At 44.0% G+C, this 20,694-nt stretch carries 18 protein-coding genes and 1 other annotated feature; of the genes, 2 read left to right on the top strand and 16 right to left on the bottom strand.

Annotated features, from left to right (window positions below):
• Positions 1-42: 42 nt before the first annotated feature.
• The 8 genes from AC25CA_RS06810 to acpS form a co-directional block, all read right to left on the bottom strand.
• On the bottom strand, positions 43-2,403 hold the full coding sequence (locus AC25CA_RS06810; RefSeq protein WP_486816305.1) for a Lon protease family protein: 2,361 nt from the start codon (positions 2,401-2,403) through the stop codon (positions 43-45).
• A 108-nt stretch (positions 2,404-2,511) separates the two neighbouring features.
• Positions 2,512-3,291 carry a WecB/TagA/CpsF family glycosyltransferase gene (locus AC25CA_RS06805; protein ID WP_486816304.1) on the bottom strand — a complete coding sequence of 260 codons (780 nt, stop codon included), beginning with the start codon at positions 3,289-3,291 and terminating at the stop codon, positions 2,512-2,514.
• Complete coding sequence (gene csaB / locus AC25CA_RS06800; protein WP_486816303.1) at positions 3,284-4,381, bottom strand: polysaccharide pyruvyl transferase CsaB; 1,098 nt, start codon at positions 4,379-4,381, stop codon at positions 3,284-3,286. The genes AC25CA_RS06805 and csaB overlap by 8 nt, the downstream gene beginning before the upstream one ends.
• Complete coding sequence (locus AC25CA_RS06795) at positions 4,378-6,519, bottom strand: DUF5693 family protein (RefSeq protein WP_486816302.1); 2,142 nt, start codon at positions 6,517-6,519, stop codon at positions 4,378-4,380. Before AC25CA_RS06795 ends, csaB begins: the two co-directional genes overlap by 4 nt.
• A 42-nt stretch (positions 6,520-6,561) precedes the next feature.
• Positions 6,562-6,915, bottom strand: coding sequence for a type II toxin-antitoxin system PemK/MazF family toxin (locus AC25CA_RS06790; protein ID WP_486816301.1), 354 nt, complete (start codon positions 6,913-6,915; stop codon positions 6,562-6,564).
• Positions 6,893-7,186 (bottom strand): hypothetical protein, encoded by a 294-nt coding sequence (locus tag AC25CA_RS06785; protein WP_486816300.1) that lies wholly within the window; start codon positions 7,184-7,186, stop codon positions 6,893-6,895. Before AC25CA_RS06785 ends, AC25CA_RS06790 begins: the two co-directional genes overlap by 23 nt.
• A gap of 10 nt (positions 7,187-7,196) precedes the next feature.
• The gene (alr, locus tag AC25CA_RS06780; RefSeq protein ID WP_486816299.1) at positions 7,197-8,357 is read right to left on the bottom strand and encodes an alanine racemase; all 1,161 of its coding nucleotides are present in this window, start codon (positions 8,355-8,357) and stop codon (positions 7,197-7,199) included.
• A complete protein-coding gene (acpS, locus tag AC25CA_RS06775; protein ID WP_486816298.1) occupies positions 8,323-8,748 on the bottom strand; it encodes a holo-ACP synthase in 426 nt (141 codons plus the stop codon). Before acpS ends, alr begins: the two co-directional genes overlap by 35 nt.
• A 72-nt stretch (positions 8,749-8,820) precedes the next feature.
• Between acpS and AC25CA_RS06770 the strand changes: the two genes are divergently transcribed.
• Both AC25CA_RS06770 and AC25CA_RS06765 read left to right on the top strand, forming a co-directional pair.
• The gene (locus tag AC25CA_RS06770; protein WP_486816297.1) at positions 8,821-10,185 is read left to right on the top strand and encodes an RsmB/NOP family class I SAM-dependent RNA methyltransferase; all 1,365 of its coding nucleotides are present in this window, start codon (positions 8,821-8,823) and stop codon (positions 10,183-10,185) included.
• A gap of 215 nt (positions 10,186-10,400) precedes the next feature.
• Entirely contained in the window at positions 10,401-12,026 is a 1,626-nt protein-coding gene (locus AC25CA_RS06765) for an MBL fold metallo-hydrolase RNA specificity domain-containing protein (RefSeq protein ID WP_486816296.1), read from the top strand.
• An 880-nt stretch (positions 12,027-12,906) separates the two neighbouring features.
• On the opposite strand, the gene AC25CA_RS06760 is transcribed toward AC25CA_RS06765, so the two are convergent.
• The 8 genes from AC25CA_RS06760 to AC25CA_RS06725 form a co-directional block, all read right to left on the bottom strand.
• Positions 12,907-14,691 (bottom strand): ABC transporter ATP-binding protein, encoded by a 1,785-nt coding sequence (locus tag AC25CA_RS06760; protein ID WP_486816295.1) that lies wholly within the window; start codon positions 14,689-14,691, stop codon positions 12,907-12,909.
• Complete coding sequence (locus AC25CA_RS06755) at positions 14,684-16,483, bottom strand: ABC transporter ATP-binding protein (RefSeq protein ID WP_486816294.1); 1,800 nt, start codon at positions 16,481-16,483, stop codon at positions 14,684-14,686. Before AC25CA_RS06755 ends, AC25CA_RS06760 begins: the two co-directional genes overlap by 8 nt.
• 142 nt (positions 16,484-16,625) lie before the next feature.
• Positions 16,626-16,748, bottom strand: coding sequence for a hypothetical protein (locus AC25CA_RS06750; RefSeq protein ID WP_486816293.1), 123 nt, complete (start codon positions 16,746-16,748; stop codon positions 16,626-16,628).
• A 127-nt stretch (positions 16,749-16,875) separates the two neighbouring features.
• A complete protein-coding gene (locus tag AC25CA_RS06745) occupies positions 16,876-17,394 on the bottom strand; it encodes a peptidylprolyl isomerase (RefSeq protein ID WP_486816292.1) in 519 nt (172 codons plus the stop codon).
• A 61-nt stretch (positions 17,395-17,455) separates the two neighbouring features.
• Positions 17,456-18,013: a nitroreductase family protein gene (locus tag AC25CA_RS06740; RefSeq protein WP_486816291.1), complete on the bottom strand. Its 558-nt coding sequence runs from the start codon at positions 18,011-18,013 to the stop codon at positions 17,456-17,458.
• A 104-nt stretch (positions 18,014-18,117) separates the two neighbouring features.
• Positions 18,118-18,903, bottom strand: a complete 786-nt coding sequence (locus AC25CA_RS06735) for a transporter substrate-binding domain-containing protein (RefSeq protein ID WP_486816290.1) — start codon at positions 18,901-18,903, stop codon at positions 18,118-18,120.
• 44 nt (positions 18,904-18,947) lie between these two features.
• Positions 18,948-19,172 (bottom strand) — a binding site (T-box leader).
• A 149-nt stretch (positions 19,173-19,321) separates the two neighbouring features.
• The gene (locus AC25CA_RS06730) at positions 19,322-20,044 is read right to left on the bottom strand and encodes an amino acid ABC transporter ATP-binding protein (protein WP_486816289.1); all 723 of its coding nucleotides are present in this window, start codon (positions 20,042-20,044) and stop codon (positions 19,322-19,324) included.
• Positions 20,037-20,681, bottom strand: a complete 645-nt coding sequence (locus AC25CA_RS06725; RefSeq protein ID WP_486816288.1) for an amino acid ABC transporter permease — start codon at positions 20,679-20,681, stop codon at positions 20,037-20,039. Before AC25CA_RS06725 ends, AC25CA_RS06730 begins: the two co-directional genes overlap by 8 nt.
• Between the last annotated feature and the right edge of the window lie 13 nt (positions 20,682-20,694).

Below are 20,694 nucleotides of genomic sequence, written 5' to 3'. Positions count from 1 at the left end.
TGACCATGTGACCAAAAATTCGATCGAGTCTTGTGCATCCTGCTAGTCATCCTGATTTTTCATCAGTTGAGCGAAATAGTCAATACGGTCCTGAACCTTGCCAAAAATACTTTCCTTTGGATATTCGCCATTCTCATCGGCAACTCCAGCTTGGCCATCCATCATAATAGAAATCCCTTCTTCGATCGTTCGGACGGCATATACAGAAAAAATTCCCGCCTCCACAGCCTCGATGATCTCATCAGAAAGCATCAGATTTTTAACATTTTGAATCGGAATCATCACTCCTTCGCCACCCTTGAACCCCTTGATTTTACAGACCTTAAAGAAGCCTTCAATTTTTTCATTGACGCCGCCTATGGGTTGAATTTCTCCCTTTTGATTGACAGAACCCGTTACGGCAATGCTCTGTTTGACAGGCATATCCGATAGACTGGAAATCAATCCATAAAGCTCAGTGCTCGACGCACTGTCCCCATCAATATAGGAATAACTCTGTTCAAAGGTTATGCTGGAGGACAAAGTCAACGGATTGTGGTTGGCAAATTTTGAACCTAAAAATCCTGCAATAATCAAAACACCCTTATCGTGAATCGCGCCAGAGCGTTCAATCTCCCGCTCGATGTTAACAACACCCTCTTCTCCCGCATAGGTGGAAACCGTGATACGAGACGGCATGCCAAAGCGATACTCCCCTGAGTCCATCACTGTCAAGCCGTTAATCTGTCCCACGACTTCCCCATGGGTATCCAAAATTAAATCTCCGGTCTCAAAAGCCTTGAGCAATCGCTCCTCGTACTTGTTATTTCTCTGATTTCGCTGGGTAATGGCAGACTTAATTTCTTTTGCTGTCACCTCTGTCTTCGATTCCTGAACCGCTAAGGCTTCGGCTTGAATCATCAGGTCGGTCATCAAATTGAATTCCGTCGACAGACGATCCTGGTTCTCAACAGAGCGAGAGCTGAACTCGACAATCTCTGCCATGGCAGTGTGATCGAATGGCAAAAGACTATTTTCTTCATATTGGAAGCGAACAAACTTGCCCATCTTCACCATATTCTCATCAGTCCGCATCATATCCCCTTCAAAGTCTGCTCGAATCTTAAAGAGCTTTGCAAAATCCGGATCGTTTTCCAATAGTAGATAATACAACCTTGGGTCACCGATCAAGATGATCTTTACTTGTAAAGGAATCGGTTGAGGTTTCAACACCCGCGTCACCATGGTATTGAGATTGATGGGTTCAATGGAGATCATTTCGTTTTTCAATACCCGCTTCAATCCCTCCCAAGAATGGGGATTCTTCAACAGATCATAGGCTTGAATAATCAAATATCCACCATTGGCCTCATGAATGGATCCCTTGCGAATCTGCATATGGTCCGTATAGATTAAATTATTTTGCAATCGGTAGGTGATGGTGCCAAAAAGATTTTCATAAGTTGGATTCGACTCCTGGATCAATGGCGCAGCGTGATCGTTCGGTTCATGATAAATCAATGGATTGACCAGATAACGCAGGAAGAATGACTCGCTGATATTTAGTTCCTTTCCCTGCTGAGAAGCTTTGACGAATTCTTCCAGATTCTTAACCATATCTTCGGTCATCTCGGCAAAATACGTCATCAATTTCTTATTATCCGAGAAACGATTTCGAATCTTATCAAGATACAAATCAATCACCTTCTTGGCTTCCTTCTCTCGAAGTTCCAAGAGCTTTTCCATCTGATCCTCATCAATCTTTCTCAGCTTTTGAATCTCTTCGATGGTATGATTGTTCATCTCTAGATATTGATCTTGCAGAGTCTCCATCTGTTCTGGAGACAATACTTCCGCTTCTTCATTGGTCATAATATGACCATCTATCACGGGATAATACAACAAACCTTTTTCTGAAATCTGATACTCGAATTGATACTCATGAGCAATCCGATTTAGGATGTCCAAGCCTTCCTTTCGCATTCGCGCATAAATTTTAATAATACTCTTTCGACGGTCATCATAGATTTTCGAAGTAAAATGCTTGGGAAACTCCGCAATCAACCGCTGAATCAACCATTCCATATTGCTCTTCAGCACCATAGATTGGCCCAATGGCAATTCAATCGCCCGAGGATGATCCGGTTGTAAGAAGTTGTACCCATAACACCAATCCGATTCAATGGTGCGGTTTATGGCAACTTCCGAAGTCAACGCATAGGTGTTGGAATTTCGTCCCGTTCCCAATGCCCCCGATACAAAAATATTGTATCCCTTTCGGTCGATAGAAAGCCCGGTCTTAATCGCTTTTATAGCACGAGACTGTCCCAAAATCTCTTTACAAAGTTCACCGCAATTTTCCACATCTTGAAAAAGATCCGGATTACATCGTCTTTTCAATTCCTTGCTACTCACTTGAATCATTAATTCACCTCCCAATAAATTTTCATACCACAACTCCTATTACAATTATACGCAAAAAAAATGTCTCTACCCATAATCTTCGGGTGAGACATCCATTTTTTCCATATTTTAGCTTTTTTCGATTTCTACCATGCCTGGCTTAACTAGTGCCAACCAAAGGAAATGAGGCAAAACCAATTGCCGGCCAATGCGGCTCGGCTGTTTGGCAAGACGATACAACCATTCCAAACCCAGACGTTGATAAATCTCTGGCGCCCGCTGAACCAGCCCGGCCAATCCATCTAGGGTTCCTCCATTTCCAATCAAAATCGTTGGATTTAAACGATTTCGGTAGGTGTCAATCCATCGTTCCTGCTTCTTCATGCCAAATCCCACAAAGAGAATTTCTGCACCGGAAGCATTAATCATCTCAATTACCTGATTTTCTTCTGGACTACCACCCTTTCCAATATGAAGACCGGGGAAATAGCCATGGTGGGTACCCGCGATTCTCAAAGTTGGCAAGCTTTTTTGCATCTCTTCCGCAGCTTGTTCCGCAACGCCAACAGCACCACCCAAGAAGAAAACACTCTTGTCTAGGCGAGCTGCCATCTCCAATAAAGAAACAGAAGTATCAAATCCTGTTACTCGATTTTCAATGGGTTTTTTCTGAATGCGCGCAGCATGGATCAAACCAATTCCATCTGGAATTACCCACTCTGCTCGGTTCAAGATGTCGCGAAATGCTTGATCCTTCCAAGCTGCCATAATCATCTCGGTATTGGGTGTAAAGATCGCCATTTGTCGTTTTTCAACTAAAGCCGACTCCAATACATCCAGCGTTTCTTTTTCACTTGTATTCTGCACGCGCGTTCCTAAAATACGAACGGCTTGATACGATTTATTCATGCAATAACTCCTGTATAATCATTTTTTGATCGGCTTTTGCCTGGGCACATAGTTTTTCACTTTGTTTTTTAAGCTTCAGATGAAAAGCTTGATCGTCCATCCGCTGACGAGCCAATTCAACCACCTCGTCTACCGAAAAACTTTCCACGGCATAGACCGGTCCACCCTTCATAGATTCCATAAAAGCATCTACCTTGGGATCATAAGACAATCCAATCATAGGCGTTGCCATAATTGCTGAAAAGATCAGGGAATGCAGTCGAACACCAATCAATAAATCCGCTGCCCCAATCCGCTCTAAAACAGTCTCCACGCTAGGGGTATGTGCCATCCATTCACATCCAGTCTGTCCTGCGATCTTTTTAGCCAGTGGAGCGTCTTGCGCTTGATGAAAGGACAATAGTTCAACACGAACTTGTAGGTCGCCTTGCAAGCGATTCACAAGCTCGATCCATTTCTTTTCCATCTCCTCAGAATTCCCCCAAGGCCGCAAAGAAAGTACAATACTCCTCTCTCCCCCCTTGGTCAATGGTTGCTCTATTCTTACATGATTGTTCCCTAAGTTTTTAATCACTGGAATGGCATCAAATCCCCACACTGGATCCGTAGTTAAAACAATCCGATTGCGATCAATACCCATCTTTGCTAGCTCCTCCAAAGAGATATGGTCCCGCACACTAATATGTTTCGCCGTTCGAAAGATCCAATGCGTCATTTTACGAAAGACGGACTTTCGGATCGGTCCGATGCCTTGGGCAACCATCATCAATGGCTTACCATGCATTTTCGCCAAAAACATCAATCCTAAATAGTAAAGAATAGATCGGCTGCTGGTAACATCCTGCAGAAGACTACCACCTCCAAAAACAATCACATCTTGGGTTTTCATGGCGTGAACCAAAGCGCGATAATCATTCCGACTAATTGCTTTCACCCCATATTCCTCTTCTGTTTGATGGCGTGTTGCGGACAAAACCGTCAGTTCTGCCTCCGGTGCCTGCCGGCGAATTCCTTCGATCAAAGACCGTAGAATCGCCTCATCTCCTAGATTATCAAATCCATAATATCCACAGATGAATATCTTCTTCATGCGCGTCTCCTATGTCGAATCATTTGGATAGCAGTCAGTATAATCCAGGTGCCAATGCAACCAATCACAAGACCAAAACTCAAGGAATACCCCGTTCTTTCTATGGATAAAATCATGGGTGTTCGCAAATGGCTAAAGGTATTTGTGACAGATATCAATCCGATGGTCGCAAGCATACCTAAAGAAATTCCCAGCCATTTTAGCCCGTTTTTAACCAAGGAAAAAGAAAGGATCACAGCTGGAAAAGCCATCAATATTTCTTTTGTTCTGGGTCGAGCTGGAATCAAGTTCTCCAAGCCATTGCGCATGAGCATCTCAATATTCAAAGGCTGCAAACTGGTCTCGTGACCCGATCGTGCCAAATACACGTAAGCCATGGCAAGAAAAGCACCAGCAACAAGCAAGTGACCAATGCGAAGTGGTTCTTTGCTCAATCGTTCCAGATCCGAAATCAAACCTCGCTCTTTCGTTTCCCGTCGATATCCCCATACCCTAAGGCCATAGAGAGCCACTACAAAGAGTGGCAAGACTAAGCTTGCCTTTACCCCACGGAAGATTGACAATTCCAAGAAATAGGTCGTATCGCTTAAAATAGTTCCCACATAGAGACCGCCCATCATGGCTATGGCCACGGATTGAATCAAGGCCTTAGCACCTTCCCACAAACAAAGGCTTATCCTCGAATCCAAGCTGTTCCCAGCTCGTTCTAAGCGATCCATCATCCAGATCCCCGCCAAGCTTGAATAGGTAAAGGAGGCACCAAAGGCTAGCAAACTTTGCATTAAATCCCTTTTAACCGCCAAGCCAGCCGCCATAATCATCAGAAGTCCCAAAGCAAGCAGCATCAGTTTCTTTTCAGATAAGTAAAAAAGCTTGCGTAAAATCAAGATGGCCACTAAGACTGGACCCATCCCCAAAAGAAACAGGATGCCCATGGATAATTGACGATTTGGGAAGGTGCTAGGTTCATTACCCCATGCCAGATTATGCCATCCCAATCGATTTGTTAAATCCGCAAATATGGGGCGATACTCCTCTAAATCTGTTACATAATTTTCCTTTGCCCACTTGAATGGTTTAAAGTAGAGGATTCGAATATTTCGTTCGGTTGCCGCGCGGTAAAGAGCATTGCCGATTTCCTGGCCGCCTTGGTAATTGTAATACTGATAGCGCTCTTGAATATATGGCCAAACGGAGAAAAGGCGAACCGCTTTGTTTTCGGCTTCATCCAAAAGTGTAAACATCCCCTTTTGAACAATATGCTCCCGTTGCGTTCCAGATTCAATTAAGGCGAGGGTAAAATTCCTCTCCTCCATCACGTTGGAAAATCCAACCACATCTGTGGGATAACCCGGCGTTTCCTGGGTCAAGAGCAGGGGTGAATTTCCAAGTCCATATCGGTCAAACTCACTTTGCAAAGCCGCAACAGCCATCTCTGGGTTCAAGGGATTGTTACGTACTTTAGGCATGGCCTGCAAGCCAGCCAGCTCAATCTTCTCCATCGCCTTGGGATCAAAACCAAATCCAATATCTTCGATTCGTGATCCAATAATCGGTGTTTGTCCAAAGTATTTACGCCCTTGGCCATCAATCAGCAAGTCACTCTGTTCAAAAATTCCCAGTTCTCGGGATCCAGAAATGACTAAATACTCAGTTTGATCCGACCAAAAAGACTGCAGGTCAGATTCGTGAAACCGTGCCAAAACACGTTCAGAAAAATCACCCGCAAACATTGGATCCGTAATGGTTATCACATAATCATAAGGATGAACCTGACCTGCTTCATAGGCAAGAATTAATTCTATCGGTATCTCACCGACTGGTCCATCGTTTCCAAAAAAGCCTTGGGCAATCTGGCCCTGCAAGGCAGGGTTGGCGCCTAAATAGTCTCGCAAGCTTTCTTCTTCGATTCCGACGTAACTCGCATCCATCTCTCGAAATGCAGTCAGAATCGTGATCAAATCATCCTCAGATTGATCGGCCATCTTCTCCATTTCTTCATAATCCAAAGCCAAGCTGATGGTTTTATGTTCTGCTTCCAACTTTATGCGTCCCATACCCGCCACGGCCAAGGCAACGGCGCTAATCATCAATCCTATGAGAAGCAGTGCTATGCCTCGATTCTTCTTAATGTCCATGGTATTCTCCTTCTCCGTAAAAAAGGGCTGCATCGCAGCCCGCTAGACTAAATCCAAACTAATTTTCACTGCTTCATCCACCCGTGCCATTTCTGGCGAGCCTAAAACCCCAATTTTTCGTATCAATCGGCGCTTATCGATGGTGCGGATTTGTTCCAATAAAATAACCGAATCCTTATGTAAGCCAAATGGCTTGCCTGGTATTGCAATATGTGTCGGCAGTTTGGCTTTTTCGATTCGCGACGTAATCGCCGCGACTATGGTTGTGGTGGAAAATTTATTCCCGACATCATTTTGCAATATCAAGACAGGTCGTGAGCCTCCTTGTTCCGATCCAACAACGGGGCTAAGGTCTGCGAAATAAATGTCACCTCTAAGAATCTGTGTCTTCATCATCACACTCCAATTGTGTCTCATAAAGGTCAAACATTTCTTGATCGGAGTTGACCCCTTCTTCTGCTAATTCCATATTAACTTCATTCATGGATTGATATCCCACCATTAGGGACTGACTGATTTGTCTTCGCCTTCGATCCTTCAAATACAAACAGATCGCATCCTCGATCAAATTAGATACGGAGCACGCGTCACAATCGCAAACTTCCTGCAATTGTTCTGCTAGATGTTCCGCGATTCGGATTGCCAATTCTCTTCTTTCTTCCGACATCCATGTCCTCCTATTCACCCAATAATGAATCCTGGATTTCTATTGTCTCTCCCGATTTGATATAAACCCGGGGGATTCGCTTGTGCAAAAGGCACAATACTTCATAATTAATCGTACCCATGGCCTCCGCAAATTGCTCTACGGGGTGCTCTTTTCCATAGATAATCACCTCGTCGCCAACAGCTGCCTCAGCAATCTGGCTAACGTCAACCATACAATAGTCCATGCAGATATTCCCTACCAGGGGTGCAATCTCACCGTGGATCATGAGCCCCAAGGGCTTGTTGCTTAAAATCCTTGAAAAACCATCCGCATAACCAATGGGAACTGTTGCAATGCGAACCGGCGATTCTGCTCGATAGGAAGGACCGTAACTCACACCTTCCCCTGTTTCTACAATTTGTAGATGTGCAATCCGAGACTTTACCGTCATAACGGGTCTCAAATTCAAGCCCGGCAAGCGGCAGACTTCAGAAGGAAAATGTCCAAAGAGCAAGAGCCCTGGCCGTACCATATCGTACTCCGCTTCCTTCATGGTAACAATGGCGCCGCTATTGGCCATATGACGCAAAGGAATAGCTATTTCTTTTTCATCCAATCGCTTTAAAAACTGCTGGAATCGATTTAATTGTTTTTTTGCTCCTCTTAAATCTTCTTGATCCGCACCTGCAAAATGACTGAAGATCCCTTCAATTGAGAGGTTCGACATCTGCGAGATGATATCGATTGCATCAGCTGATTCCTCGTTGTCCGCGAATCCCAAACGATGCATGCCTGTATCCACCTTCAGATGAATACCGATGGTCCGTCCCTTTGCCACAGCAATCTCTTGCAATCGTTTTGCCTGACTGAGAGAATATACCGTTTGCTGCACCCCAGCCATCACAACCTGAAACAAGTTTTCATCTGGGGTATAGCCAAGGATCAAAAGATTTCCTTGAATGCCTGCCTGACGCAACTGAACCGCTTCATTTACACTGGCGACAGCGAAATCTGTAACACCGCAATTGAGCAATTCTTGCACAATTCCAACGGCACCATGGCCGTAAGCATCCGCCTTAATCACGGCAAGCAGCCGTGTCGATTTTCCTATCTGTTTTCGAATTTCTTTCACGTTATGTTGAAGGGCATCCAAATCAATTTCTGCCCAAGTTCTCCATATATTTTCCATCTTTCAGCTCTCCCTCGTTGTCCTCTTCCGTCCATACCACTGCAAAGGCAATGGCCTGAATGCGGTCATGGCTGATTGAAATCGATATTCCGCGTATTCCCTCTTCGGCGACATGTTTCGCTGCCTTTCCATGAGTCAAAGCAATAGGTTTTCCTGCCTCGTCGTGATCAATCTCAATTTCGGTCCACTCAATTCCCCGAAAACCGGTACCCAAAGCTTTTACCACCGCTTCTTTAGCGGCAAAAATTCCCGCATAGGTTTCAATACGGTTTCCCTTTCCCATTATATACGTCAGCTCCAGGTTTGTATAGATTCTGTCGAGATTCTTATGACGGTCTACCATTCGCTTAATCCGTTTCAATTCTATGATATCTACACCGGTTCCAATCATTTTTTTCCATCCCCTTGACGAATTCCCTTACATTATATAATATTTGAGGGATGTTTTCATTAGGAGGCTCTTATGAATTTGCCAATCGAATTTACAAATAAGATACAAAACATACTTGGAGAAGAATCAGATCGCTTCTTTTCCCATCTTCAAGATGAATCCCCCATCGGGATTCGTACCAATCCGATCAAAATTAATCGTCACGACTTTCTCGCTGTCGTTGCTGCCAAAGAAAGCTCAATCCCCTGGTGCCGCGATGGATTTTTTTTGCACGAGGAGAAATCAAGGGTTACCAAACATCCCTACTATCATGCGGGACTTTGCTACGTGCAAGAGCCCTCTGCAATGATTCCAGCCGAAGCACTTCAAGTCGAACCCGGCCAATGGGTGCTGGACCTCTGTGCGGCACCGGGCGGAAAGACTACCCAGATTGCAGGAAAATTGGCAAACAGCGGCTTGTTGATTGCCAACGATGTCAGCCCCAAACGTCTGGCTCCCTTGATTCAAAAGGTACAAGCCTTCGGGATCACCAATACCTTTGTAACCCACGAAGCACCAGAACGATTGGCCACTGTATTTACTGGTCAATTCGATCGTGTTCTGGTGGATGCCCCCTGCTCCGGTGAAGGCATGTTCTCAAGAAATCCTCGATCCATCCAGCAATGGTCACCGGATTATGTGAACGAATGTGCAAGGCTGCAGCGGGAAATTCTTGTCGATGCAATCAAGATGCTGGCACCTGGTGGCATTCTCGTTTATTCAACTTGCACCTTTTCACCAGAAGAAAACGAAGGCACCATCCAATGGATTTTAGATCACTATCCCTACATGGTCGTGGATCCACTGATTGAATTCCCCGAACTTTCCCCCAGCGATCCCACCTGGATTCAGGGAGATAAAAGCCTATCCGGCGCGAGACGTGCTTGGCCTCATCGCATCAAGGGCTACGGTCACTTTATTGCAAGATTAAAGGATCAAAGGCCCGTACAAAAACAGCCTCGACAACTCCAAGGGGAAATTGCACCGCCTGAATTATTTCAAATCTGGCAGGAAGAAAACTTGCAGACCCACCTAACCGGGATTTTTCATCAAAAAAAGGACAAGCTCTATCTCTGCCCGAAAGAATTGCCTTTTGCGGCGAAAACGGGTCTTCGCTCCCCATCTCCCGGTCTTTACCTGGGCGAAATGAAAAAGAATCGATTCCAACCCAGTCAAGCCCTGGCTATGAGTCTTTCCAAGAGTCAGGTAAAACGAACCGTTGACTTTGAAGTCACAAAGCCGGAGTCCCTCAAATATCTTCGAGGAGATACCATCATGCAAGGATCGCCCAACAAGGGATGGACCCTCATCACCATAGATGACCACCCTGTAGGCTGGGCCAAACAAACCGGCGACCATCTGAAAAATCAGATCCCGGCTGGTTGGAAATACGACTAAAATCCACTGAAACGAATATGCTTTAATAAATCGATTTATGTGTAATTCATTTGTTTCAGCTAGCGTTAATTCCATAGCTATACATGAATCTAAAGATTATTTCAATAAAACGAAAGACTCAGTTGAGTCTGACTCCAAGGAGTCGGACCTGGCTGAGTCTTTCGTTTATAAATAGCAAGATTTGGATATCATATAAGTACAAAGGAGGTGGACCTATGAAACTACAATTTTTAGGTGCTTCGCAAGTCGTAACAGGATCCATGTATCTATTGACAACAGAAACAAAAAAGATACTCATAGACTGTGGGATGTTTCAAGGCAGTCCTGAATTGGAACGCTTAAATGAAAGAGCGTTCTCCTTCGATCCGTCTACCATTGATTATCTCGTTTTAACACATGCTCATATCGATCACAGCGGACGAATCCCAAAGCTAATCAAGGACGGATTTGCTGGTCGCATTCTAACGACCAAGGCAACCTACGACTTATCCAAGCTTATGCTCTTAGACAGTGCACATATACAAGAAGCCGACATTCAATGGGAAAACCAAAAACGCGCAAGAGCCGGAAAGCCGAAGCGAGAACCTCTATACACCACAACTGACGCAGAACAGAGTCTTCGCCATTTTGAAGGCTTTCTCTACGAGCAAAAAATTGAAGTTGACGACGAAGTCTCCCTACGCTTTATGGATGCAGGCCATATCCTGGGTTCCTCTGTTGTAGAACTTTGGGTAACGGAAAAAGGACACACCACCAAGTTAGCTTTTTCAGGAGACTTAGGTATGCCCAACCGGCCGCTTTTGCGGCATTATGACAAGATTGAGGAAGCCGATTATATTATCGTCGAATCCACCTACGGCCATACCACCCACCCACCTATCGAGGACGCCTCAAAGCGCTTGATTCAAATAATCAATGACACCGTCAGCAAGGGGGGCACGGTAGTTATTCCGTCCTTTGCGGTTAGCAGGACGCAAGAACTAATCTACACCCTAAATCAATACTATGAAAATGGGAATATGGAAAATTTTATGAAAATCCCGATCTATGTGGATAGCCCTATGGCGGTATCGGCTACGGAAATTTATGCGCAAAATGCCTCATGTTTTAATGAAGAGACCCGTCAGTTAATTTTAAGCGGCGATGATCCATTCCAATTTGAAAACCTCTTCTATGTGAGAGATCAGGCAGAGTCCCAGCGGCTGAACACCCAGGAATTTCCAAAGGTGATTATTTCAGCTTCTGGTATGTGTTCCGCAGGTCGCATACGTCACCATTTAAAGCATACTCTTTGGAAAGCAAAAAACAGCGTAATTTTTGTCGGCTATCAAGCGGAAGGCACCCTGGGTCGGAAATTAAAAGAAGGACAGTCCGTTGTCAGCATCCTTGGAGAGAGCATCAAGGTCCAAGCGCAGATCCATTCTATCGACGGGTTTTCGGGTCACGCAGATCAACCCACTCTATTAAACTGGTTGCGTGGATTCAGAAAAAAACCGCAGCGTGTATTTGTTGTTCATGGAGAAGCCATGCAAGCAAATGCCTTGAAAGAAGCCATCGAAAAAGATCTTAAATGGGAAGTTTGCATTCCCGATCTAGGTTATGAAACAACATTAGCCGAGGGTGCAGAATCCACAGAAGGACGATGGTTAGATCCCGTTCGAAAACGAGAGATCCTGGAAAAAGAATTATACGAGGTACACGCACAATTCGAATCCCTCATCCAGAAAACACGTCAAATGTTGGATGACAAGACTGTAAAAAAAGACTATGAAGCCATTCATTCCCGTCTTCTAGAATTGCAGCAACAACTCTTGGATTTAAATCTAATACTCGGCAAATAAATTGAAAGAGGAGAAGGCCTCAGCCTTCTCCTCTTGTCTATGAAATCCGTTCAATCGAACGGTAAAGATCCATTCCGTCAACCTTCTTCTCAAAATTCCAGAAGCCTAGTTGGCTCGAATAAATCCATGTAAATAGTCGTTTCATTTGTTACTCCTTTCCGTTTCCGGACAAATCGATCCTCTCTCCAAGCTTTTCGCCGGTCTATATGCCGATCTGTCATCATTTGCTTTCCTCCTCATTATTTGGGTTACAGTCGCTCTATTCTTCTGTAGAGCTCCATCCCGTCACCGCGTCGCATAAAATTAAAATGCATCAGCTCAACTGGGAAATGGAAAAATTTAAAACGTCTCATGTCTACTACCTCCTGTTTTTTCGTCTCCGTTTTCGTAACTCGTGGTCGTCCTTCACTCTCAATTCGGTTTTTGTTTTGCTGATAATCATAATCATCATCTTCCTCCTTTTCTATTTTTAGGATCAGTTGATCCGTTTTACCATTTATTTATGCTGTTTGCAAAAGATGCAAACATGTACATACACATTGAAGTTCGTGAACCATTTAAACCAATGGTTCCTCGTGGACCATCTAAATCAATGATCCCTCCTTGGGTTTCGTGAACCATTTAAACCAATGGTTCCTCGTGGACCATCTAAAGCAATGGCCCCTCCTTGGTTTTCCTTTAGGATCATATAAACCATATGATCCTCGCAAGCACCGACGCTTGTTCCAGGGAATGGTTACACTCCCTACTTCTTGATTTCGTGAACCATTTTAGGCAATGGTTCCTCCTTGGGTTTTCTTTAAGGATCTTTCGATCCTTGCCCTAATTGATGCTTGGCTCAGGATATGCAAGCATTTCCTGCCGCCAACATCAATCATGGCTATGCCGCGTCGAATTGACTTCGATACAAGCCATAATAAATTCCTTTTGCCTTCATCAGGCTATTGTGATTACCCGCTTCAGCAATGCGACCATCCTTTAATACCAAGATTTTATCTGCGTGAACGATGGTCGATAATCGATGGGCGATGATAAAACTGGTTCTTCCAGCCAAGATGGCTTGAGTTGCTCTTTGGATCTGAACCTCGGTTTCCAAGTCGATTGACGAGGTTGCCTCATCCAGTATAAAGATCTTTGGATTCTTCAGAATCGCACGGGCAAACGATATGAGTTGCTTTTGTCCCGTAGAGAGCTTAGCGCCCCCTTCTCCAACCTCGGTGTTGTAACCATCCGGTAGGCGTTGGATAAAGTCATGGGCATGTACCTGTTTTGCCGCCTCTACAATTTCCTCTTCCGTAGCATCTTCTCGGCCGTAATGAATATTCTCCCGAATACTCCCGCTAAAGAGCATGGGCTGCTGCAAGACATAACCGAGGGAATCATGTAGCCACAATTGCGACCGCTCTTGAATGTTGACCCCGTCAATCCGAATCTCGCCCTCAGTCGGTTCATAGAAACGACAGGCAAGATTCACAATGGTACTTTTTCCAGATCCCGTTTCGCCTACCAGTGCTATGGTTTCACCTTGCTTAACATCCAAGGTGAAATGATCCAATACAGGTTCTTTGGCATTATAGGCAAAAGACACATCGTCAAAGGAAATAGCACCCGACAAAGACGGCCAGTTCTCACGTTTTGGCGCTAAGGCTGTACCGTATTCGTCAACCACAGCTTCCAAATCTCGTACATCCGGTTTTTCTTCCAAAAGAGACATAACTCTTTCCGCTGAAGCCCGAGTGGCCTGAAACTGGGCCATAACCACAGCAAAGTGGTGTACTGGTTCGAACATCAAGACTGCGTATGAGATAAAGGCAACCAAGGTGCCATAGCTAATGCTGCCGTTAAGAACCCCCGTGCCTCCCCGGATGAGGATAAGAGCCTGCCCCACTACATTGATTAAAAATACAATGGGAATATAGGCGGCAGAGAAGGTGGCTGAACGAACTGCTGCACCCCGCATATTGCCTGCAAGATCTTCAAACTCTTCAATATTTTTCTCTTCTCGAACCAAGCTTTTGGTGGTTCTTGCTCCCATGATTCCTTCGCTGAATGCACCGGTAATCCGAGAATTCATCTTTCGCACTTTCCGCTGTTGCTTGAGGATCCGATTTTGGAAAAAATAACTCACGACCATCAGAATCGGCATTAATACGATCATGATCATAGTTAGCCGCCAATTGGTCACCAGCATAATACCAAGAATGCCAATGATCATGGTGATTCCCCATACCATATCAACCAATGCCCAAGATATACCTTCCGTAATCTTTCCGATATCCGATGTCATCCTTGCCATAATCCATCCCACAGGGGTCTTGTCATAATAAGAGAAAGACAACTCCTGCAGATTTTCGAATCCCCGTTTCCTCACATCGTAGCTAACCTTGGTTCCAATGGAATCGGCCAGATAAATCAACCCATATACACTGATGCTCAAGAAGATAACCTGAGCCAAATAGATACCTGCAAAGATGCCATAGTGATCCAGGCTACCCGTTTCAATATAGGTGTCAATCGCATATTTAGAAAAATAAGGCGAGATGGCATCCATCATACCCACAAAGATCATCAACAAGGTAAGTTGAATCACTTGCTTGCGATGGGGTTTAAAAAATTGTGCTAATTCTTTAATGACAGTCCATTGACTTTTTTGTTTTTTATCCACAGCGATTCTCCTCCTTCCAATCTCCACGTTGTATTTCCCAAAGACGTCGATAATATCCCTTGTCTTTCAACAGTTCTTCATGGCTTCCAATGGCTTCGATTCTGCCATCCCGCAAGACCAGGATGCGATCTGCGTGCATAACACTGTTCAAGCGATGGGCAATAATCAAGGTAGTCGCCTGATGCTTTCTCGCCTTCAATCGATTCCGAATTTCAATATCCGTTCCTGCATCCACAGCACTTAATGAATCATCAAAGACCACAATGGGCACCTCGTCGATAATCGTGCGGGCAATTGCCATCCTCTGTTTCTGTCCGCCTGATAAAGACACGCCGCGCTCTCCAATTTCTGTCTCATAGCCTGCGTCAAAGCCCAGAATCGTCTGATGCAAGGAGGCTGTCTCAGTCGCTCCGATTACATCATGATCACTAACAGTCTCATCCTTGATTGCAATATTTTTTCGAATATTTCTAGCGAAAAGAAATGGTTCCTGCATTACAATCCCAATTTGCCTTCTGAGGGCCTTGGCTGGAAAGCTGCCAATATCTTTGTCATCGATCAAAATCTGATCCTTATTGACTGGAATCAAACCCGCAATCAAGTGTGCAAGGGTACTTTTACCAGACCCGGTAGGACCTACAATTCCAATGGTTTCGCCCTTCTCAATAATCAGGTTCAAGTCTTTCAAAATCGGTTTTTCACCTGGATAAGCAAAGGTGAGATTTCTCAGTTCTACACGACCCGAGATGGTTTCCATCGACTTGCTTTCATCAAAGTCTTCAGTTGGTAACGCTAGCAGCTCTTCGATTCGACCCAGAGAAACCTTGCATTTGCTAAGGTCTGTCAAAATTCGACCCATTTGACGAATCGGCCAGAGAATCATATTGATATAGGTGAAAAAAGCAACTACAGTTCCCAAACTCACCCGACCTTGCACGGCCCAAACTGTACCGACTAAAATCACCAAGGTGCGCTGCATCATGGCCAAAAAATCCGAGCTGCCCCAATAGATCGCAATTGCCTTGACCAAGGACATGGTCTTGTCTCGATACTCCTGACTTTTCTTATCAAACTTAGCTGCTTCTGTTCCTTCTCTGCCAAAAGCACGAACCACCCGAACCCCCGTCAGATTTTCCTGAAGCAATGCCGAAAGTTCGCCTTCCGTCTCATCCATATCCAGAAAGAGCTTTTGAACCTTCCTGAAAAAGAAAAAGGCAAATCCGAATATTGGCGGAATCAAGAAGGTAGATAAAATCGTCATGCGCCAATCAATTTGCAGCATCATCCATAAGGTAAATCCAAATAAAGCGACTGCACGAATGATTTCAGTCAATTGGTTAGCCAAAAATTTTCTAACGGTTTCCACGTCTGACGAACATCGTTGAATCCATTCGCCACTCTTTGCATCCCCCAAATCTTCAAAAAACAAGTGCTGAAGATGGGTATACAGTTTGTCGCGAATGCGTTCCACCGTAGTTTCAGATGCCAAAGCCACGTTGCGCCCCTTAAAGAAATCAAAGATTCCACGACCTGCCATCACAATTGTCAATGCAAGACCCATCAAAAGCAGTCCCTGGTTTGCGGTTCGTCCCGCCATTCCTTGCATCAGTAGTTGACTCAGCCAATGATCTTGTACTAGAGGCTTTCCTGTTAATAATTGATCAATGGCAAATTGAATAATTAATGGACTCAACGTTGCAAGATAACTGGCAATCAAAACCGATCCAATAGCGATCAGGAAGGTACGTTCCGAACCGCGAATGTGTTGACGTAATTGTTTATAAAATTCCATGGTGTTCCCCCCTTTTTTGCATAAAAAAATCCCGCAGGTTTCCCTGCGGGGCATTTCGGTAAAATTTACCAATAATTACCAATCGTAGGCCGCAAAAAAACCATAGAGCAGATCGCCCTATGGTTTCAGCTTACGAACTATTTTATCGTACGCTCTCCTGAAGGACAATCCTATTATTTGACTTTTGAACACAGGTATCCTGTGGTTCATTCCAATCCATTTTTAAGTTACTGCTAATTGTATGTTGCTTGGTTGTTGTCATCATAGCTTTGTCCTCCTTTCGAAAATTTGTTAATCAATTGTTTCGTTTCTGTAACCTGACATCATCCTACAGGACAAATTCGGTTTTATCAAGACTTTTTTTCATTTGTCATGATTTTGTAACATTAGGTTTATAGGGTTTCCGGTTCTTGATACTCATCAAAATCAGTTACAACCGTCATAGATTCAATGACTTGAGGTGTTTTCGGACGATCTTGCATGCCTTTTTTTGTAGCTGCAATTTCATCTACGACTTCAATTCCCTTGGTCACACGACCGAAGGCTGCATAGCTTCCATCCAGATGCGGAGAATTCTGATGCATAATAAAAAACTGAGATCCAGCTGAATCAGGTTGCATTGAGCGTGCCATGGAAAGTACGCCACGATCATGCTTCATTTGATTCGTAACACCATTAGACGAAAACTCGCCTTTGATTCCATATCCAGGACCACCCATTCCTGTTCCGTCCGGGCAACCACCCTGAATCATAAATCCAGAAATTACACGATGAAAAATCAATCCATCATAGAATCCCTTTTTTACAAGAGACAGGAAGTTATTCACTGTATTAGGTGCAACGCGAGGGCTCAGTTCAACTTCGATCAATCCGCCGTTTTGCATTTTAATTTGTACAACTGGTGTATTCATATTCATCCTCCTAAAAAATCTTCTCTCTTATTGTAGCAGAGGGAAGCATTCTCGTACAGTCTTATTCTGCCAAAATAGACGCTTCCACAGACCGACGTTCTCTTGGACCATGACGAAGCTGATCCTTTTCCGACAGGTTGGCAGGATCACCGTAATATCCCAAGGCCACAACCACAACGGGTTTAAACTCATCCGATAGACCAAGAATCCGCGACAAGGCCTCTCCATCAAAACCAGCCATCGCGTGAGTAGCGATTCCATCATGTTCCGCTTGGATCTGCATAAACCCCCAAGCTGAACCCAGATCAAAGTTAGCCCAATGATTTTCTTTATCAATTCTAGTAAAGCTCTGCTTGGCAATCAACACCAAAAAAGTAGAGGTTCCCTCGTTCCAAGTTTGGTTCTTCTCTGTTAGTGTTGAAAAAATTTGATGATGTATCTCCGTTTTCTTCCAACCGATCACAAACCTCCAAGGTTGTTCATTTCCGCTTGAGGGAGCAAAACGGGCAGCTTCTAATATTCCCAACACGCTTTCTCTTGTCGGCTGACGGTTAGTAAAAGCACGGGTGGAATAACGCGTTAAAAATTCTGGCATAATTGAACGATTCGTTTCTCTCATCACATTTCCTCCTTTTAAAACTATACCCCCCAACCGTTCTTTTAACAAAAAAAGAGACGCTTTCACGTCTCCTCGTTAAACAAATTTATTACACCCAGATCTCGTTACTCAAGCATCATGGTTGCTTCGAATACAAATTGCTCTAATTCTCCACTTTCAATAATTTCACCCAATACCTTATTCACAGGTACAACTAAATCGCTTCCTTTTTGTACAGCTGCCGATGCGCCATCACTCTGACCAAAATCGATTGTGGAAAGCGATAATTCAGGATTCTGCGCAATATAACCATTTGCGACAGGTTTTACCAACACCACACCCTCAACCTTACCAGTCTTCAACTCCAATACCAAAGCCCCAATATCCGGCAATGAGGTTAGCATACTATTTGTCAATGTCTCTTGAGCTAGCCCTTCTTGAATCGAAGAGGTTTGAACACCGATTTTGGCGTCATCCAATGATGCAATATCGGTGTAGGTTTCCATCATTTCTTTTTTAATCAGCAATGTTTGTTTCTCATAATAGTACTGTTGACTGAAATCTACTACTTCCGCACGCTCCGGTGTATCGGACATGCCTGCAACAATAATATCCACTTTGCCACCCTGCAAGGCTGCAATCAGTCCGTCAAAGGCCATATCTTTAATAACTAATTCAACTCCCAATTCTTCAGCAATTTTTTGTGCAATCATAATATCAAATCCCACAATTTGATCTTCTCCATTAATCATCTTATGAAATTCATAGGGTGGATAATCTGCCGATGTACCCAATACCAATTGACCTGCTTCCTTGATTTGATCCACCTTGCTTGTTTCTGCCTCTACCCCACATCCTGCGAATGCCATTGCCACCATTAAAATTGCTAAAAATACAGCTACCTTTTTCATTTTGTTTCCTCCTCGAATTCTGGGTACAAAAAAATCTCTCGTCTGAAAGGGACGAAAGATTTCGCGGTACCACCCTAATTAGCATAAATATTTGCTCACTCATCACGCTGATTGCGTGCCGCTTAACGTGCGGTTTCGTCCGATTTTGACCCAGCTGGGTTGAATCGACAGCTCCCGAAAGCTCGTCATCTTGTTTCTGCCACCGGCTTACACTCTACCCGGTTCGCTATGGACACCCACAAGAATTTTCTTTCGATCTTTGCCTTTGAATTTGCTTTTGGTTTTAATGATAGTATAATTATACATAGTTTCGTATATTTAGTCAACGTTTATTTAAATTTAATTTCGCTTCTTTCCCTTTTTCTTGACACTAGGCTCATCACCCGTAAAAAAAAGAGACGCTTCCGCGTCTCTCGATTTATAGCACTTTCGCCAAAAATTCTTGGGTTCTTTTTTCTTGTGGAGCATCGAAGATCGCATTCGGATCTCCTTCTTCCACCACAAGACCTTCATCCATGAAAAGAACACGGTCTGCTACTTCACGAGCAAATCCCATCTCATGGGTGACAACAACCATGGTCATACCTTCTTTGGCCAGGCTCTTCATCAAATCCAAAACCTCGCCAACCATTTCCGGGTCTAATGCAGAGGTGGGTTCATCAAAAAGCATAACCTCCGGTTGCATAGCCAAGGCACGCACAATGGCCACCCTTTGCTTCTGTCCGCCTGACAATTGCTTGGGATATGCATTGGCTTTATCAGAAAGACCAATGCGTTCCAGTAATTTTAAAGCACGAGCATTCGCCACCTTCGGATCTTCCTTCTTCACCTTGATCGGCGACAGCGTAATATTCTCTAAAATCGTCTTATGAGGAAATAAATTGAAATGCTGAAATACCATGCCCATTTTCGTTCGTTGAAAATTAATATCAGTCGTAGGATCATTCAGCTGCACATCCTCAAGATAGACTTGACCAGATGTCGGCTCTTCCAATTGATTTAAACATCGTAAAAAAGTACTCTTCCCGGAACCCGATGGTCCAATGACTGCTACAACTTCACTAAGAGAAACCGTTTCTGTAATTCCTTTCAACACTTCCAAGTCACCAAAGTTTTTTGTTACATTCACCGTTTTAATCACTTTCCTTCAACCTCCTTTCAAATCTCCCCAATAGCTTGGCAAGACTAAAGGTCAAAACAAAATAGATTGCTGCAACCAAGATCAATGGTTCAATCTGTCGGAAGGTAATTCCCCGCACAATATTGGTTTGTCGCATCAATTCACCAACACCGATAATAGAAATAACTGCAGATTCCTTGATTACAACAATGAACTCATTGCCCAAAGCTGGCAAGATATTCTTGATCGCCTGCGGCAAGATTACTTCTTTCATTGCCATACCGGATGTCATGCCCAAAGACCGTGATGCCTCCATCTGGCCCTTGTCGACCGCCTGGATCCCCGCTCGAACAATTTCTGCAGTATAGGCAGAACTATTGAGGGATAAGGCGATAATTCCAGCAACAATAGGACCCATCTCTATGACACCATTGTAATAGATGATAAAAACTTGAACCAAAAGCGGTGTTCCTCGAATAATTTCGATATAACCTTTGGCCAAGGTGTTTAAGATTTTGCTTTTAGACATCTTTCCCAGAGCCATAATCACTCCAAGCGTCAAACCCAAAATTACCGAAAAAAACGATAGAAATAGGGTATATCCAATGCCTTGCAAATAATAATGCTGATATTCTGTCAGTAATTTCCAATAGACCATACGATCTCAATCC

It is taken from the genome of Gottschalkiaceae bacterium SANA (assembly GCA_036323355.1).
Taxonomy (GTDB): Bacteria; Bacillota; Clostridia; order Tissierellales; family GPF-1; genus GPF-1.
Note: the sequence above shows the minus strand (reverse complement) of the source record. Positions and strands in the feature narration are given on the sequence as shown.

Bases quoted from the DNA above. Each gene is read 5' to 3' on its own strand.
- AC25CA_RS06810 (WP_486816305.1), bottom strand. From the start codon at position 2,403: ATGATTCAAGTGAGTAGCAAGGAATTGAAAAGACGATGTAATCCGGAT.
- AC25CA_RS06805 (WP_486816304.1), bottom strand. From the start codon at position 3,291: ATGAATAAATCGTATCAAGCCGTTCGTATTTTAGGAACGCGCGTGCAG.
- csaB (WP_486816303.1), bottom strand. From the start codon at position 4,381: ATGAAGAAGATATTCATCTGTGGATATTATGGATTTGATAATCTAGGA.
- AC25CA_RS06795 (WP_486816302.1), bottom strand. From the start codon at position 6,519: ATGGACATTAAGAAGAATCGAGGCATAGCACTGCTTCTCATAGGATTG.
- AC25CA_RS06790 (WP_486816301.1), bottom strand. From the start codon at position 6,915: ATGATGAAGACACAGATTCTTAGAGGTGACATTTATTTCGCAGACCTT.
- AC25CA_RS06785 (WP_486816300.1), bottom strand. From the start codon at position 7,186: ATGTCGGAAGAAAGAAGAGAATTGGCAATCCGAATCGCGGAACATCTA.
- alr (WP_486816299.1), bottom strand. From the start codon at position 8,357: ATGGAAAATATATGGAGAACTTGGGCAGAAATTGATTTGGATGCCCTT.
- acpS (WP_486816298.1), bottom strand. From the start codon at position 8,748: ATGATTGGAACCGGTGTAGATATCATAGAATTGAAACGGATTAAGCGA.
- AC25CA_RS06770 (WP_486816297.1), top strand. From the start codon at position 8,821: ATGAATTTGCCAATCGAATTTACAAATAAGATACAAAACATACTTGGA.
- AC25CA_RS06765 (WP_486816296.1), top strand. From the start codon at position 10,401: ATGAAACTACAATTTTTAGGTGCTTCGCAAGTCGTAACAGGATCCATG.
- AC25CA_RS06755 (WP_486816294.1), bottom strand. From the start codon at position 16,483: ATGGAATTTTATAAACAATTACGTCAACACATTCGCGGTTCGGAACGT.
- AC25CA_RS06750 (WP_486816293.1), bottom strand. From the start codon at position 16,748: ATGATGACAACAACCAAGCAACATACAATTAGCAGTAACTTAAAAATG.
- AC25CA_RS06745 (WP_486816292.1), bottom strand. From the start codon at position 17,394: ATGAATACACCAGTTGTACAAATTAAAATGCAAAACGGCGGATTGATC.
- AC25CA_RS06740 (WP_486816291.1), bottom strand. From the start codon at position 18,013: ATGAGAGAAACGAATCGTTCAATTATGCCAGAATTTTTAACGCGTTAT.
- AC25CA_RS06735 (WP_486816290.1), bottom strand. From the start codon at position 18,903: ATGAAAAAGGTAGCTGTATTTTTAGCAATTTTAATGGTGGCAATGGCA.
- AC25CA_RS06725 (WP_486816288.1), bottom strand. From the start codon at position 20,681: ATGGTCTATTGGAAATTACTGACAGAATATCAGCATTATTATTTGCAA.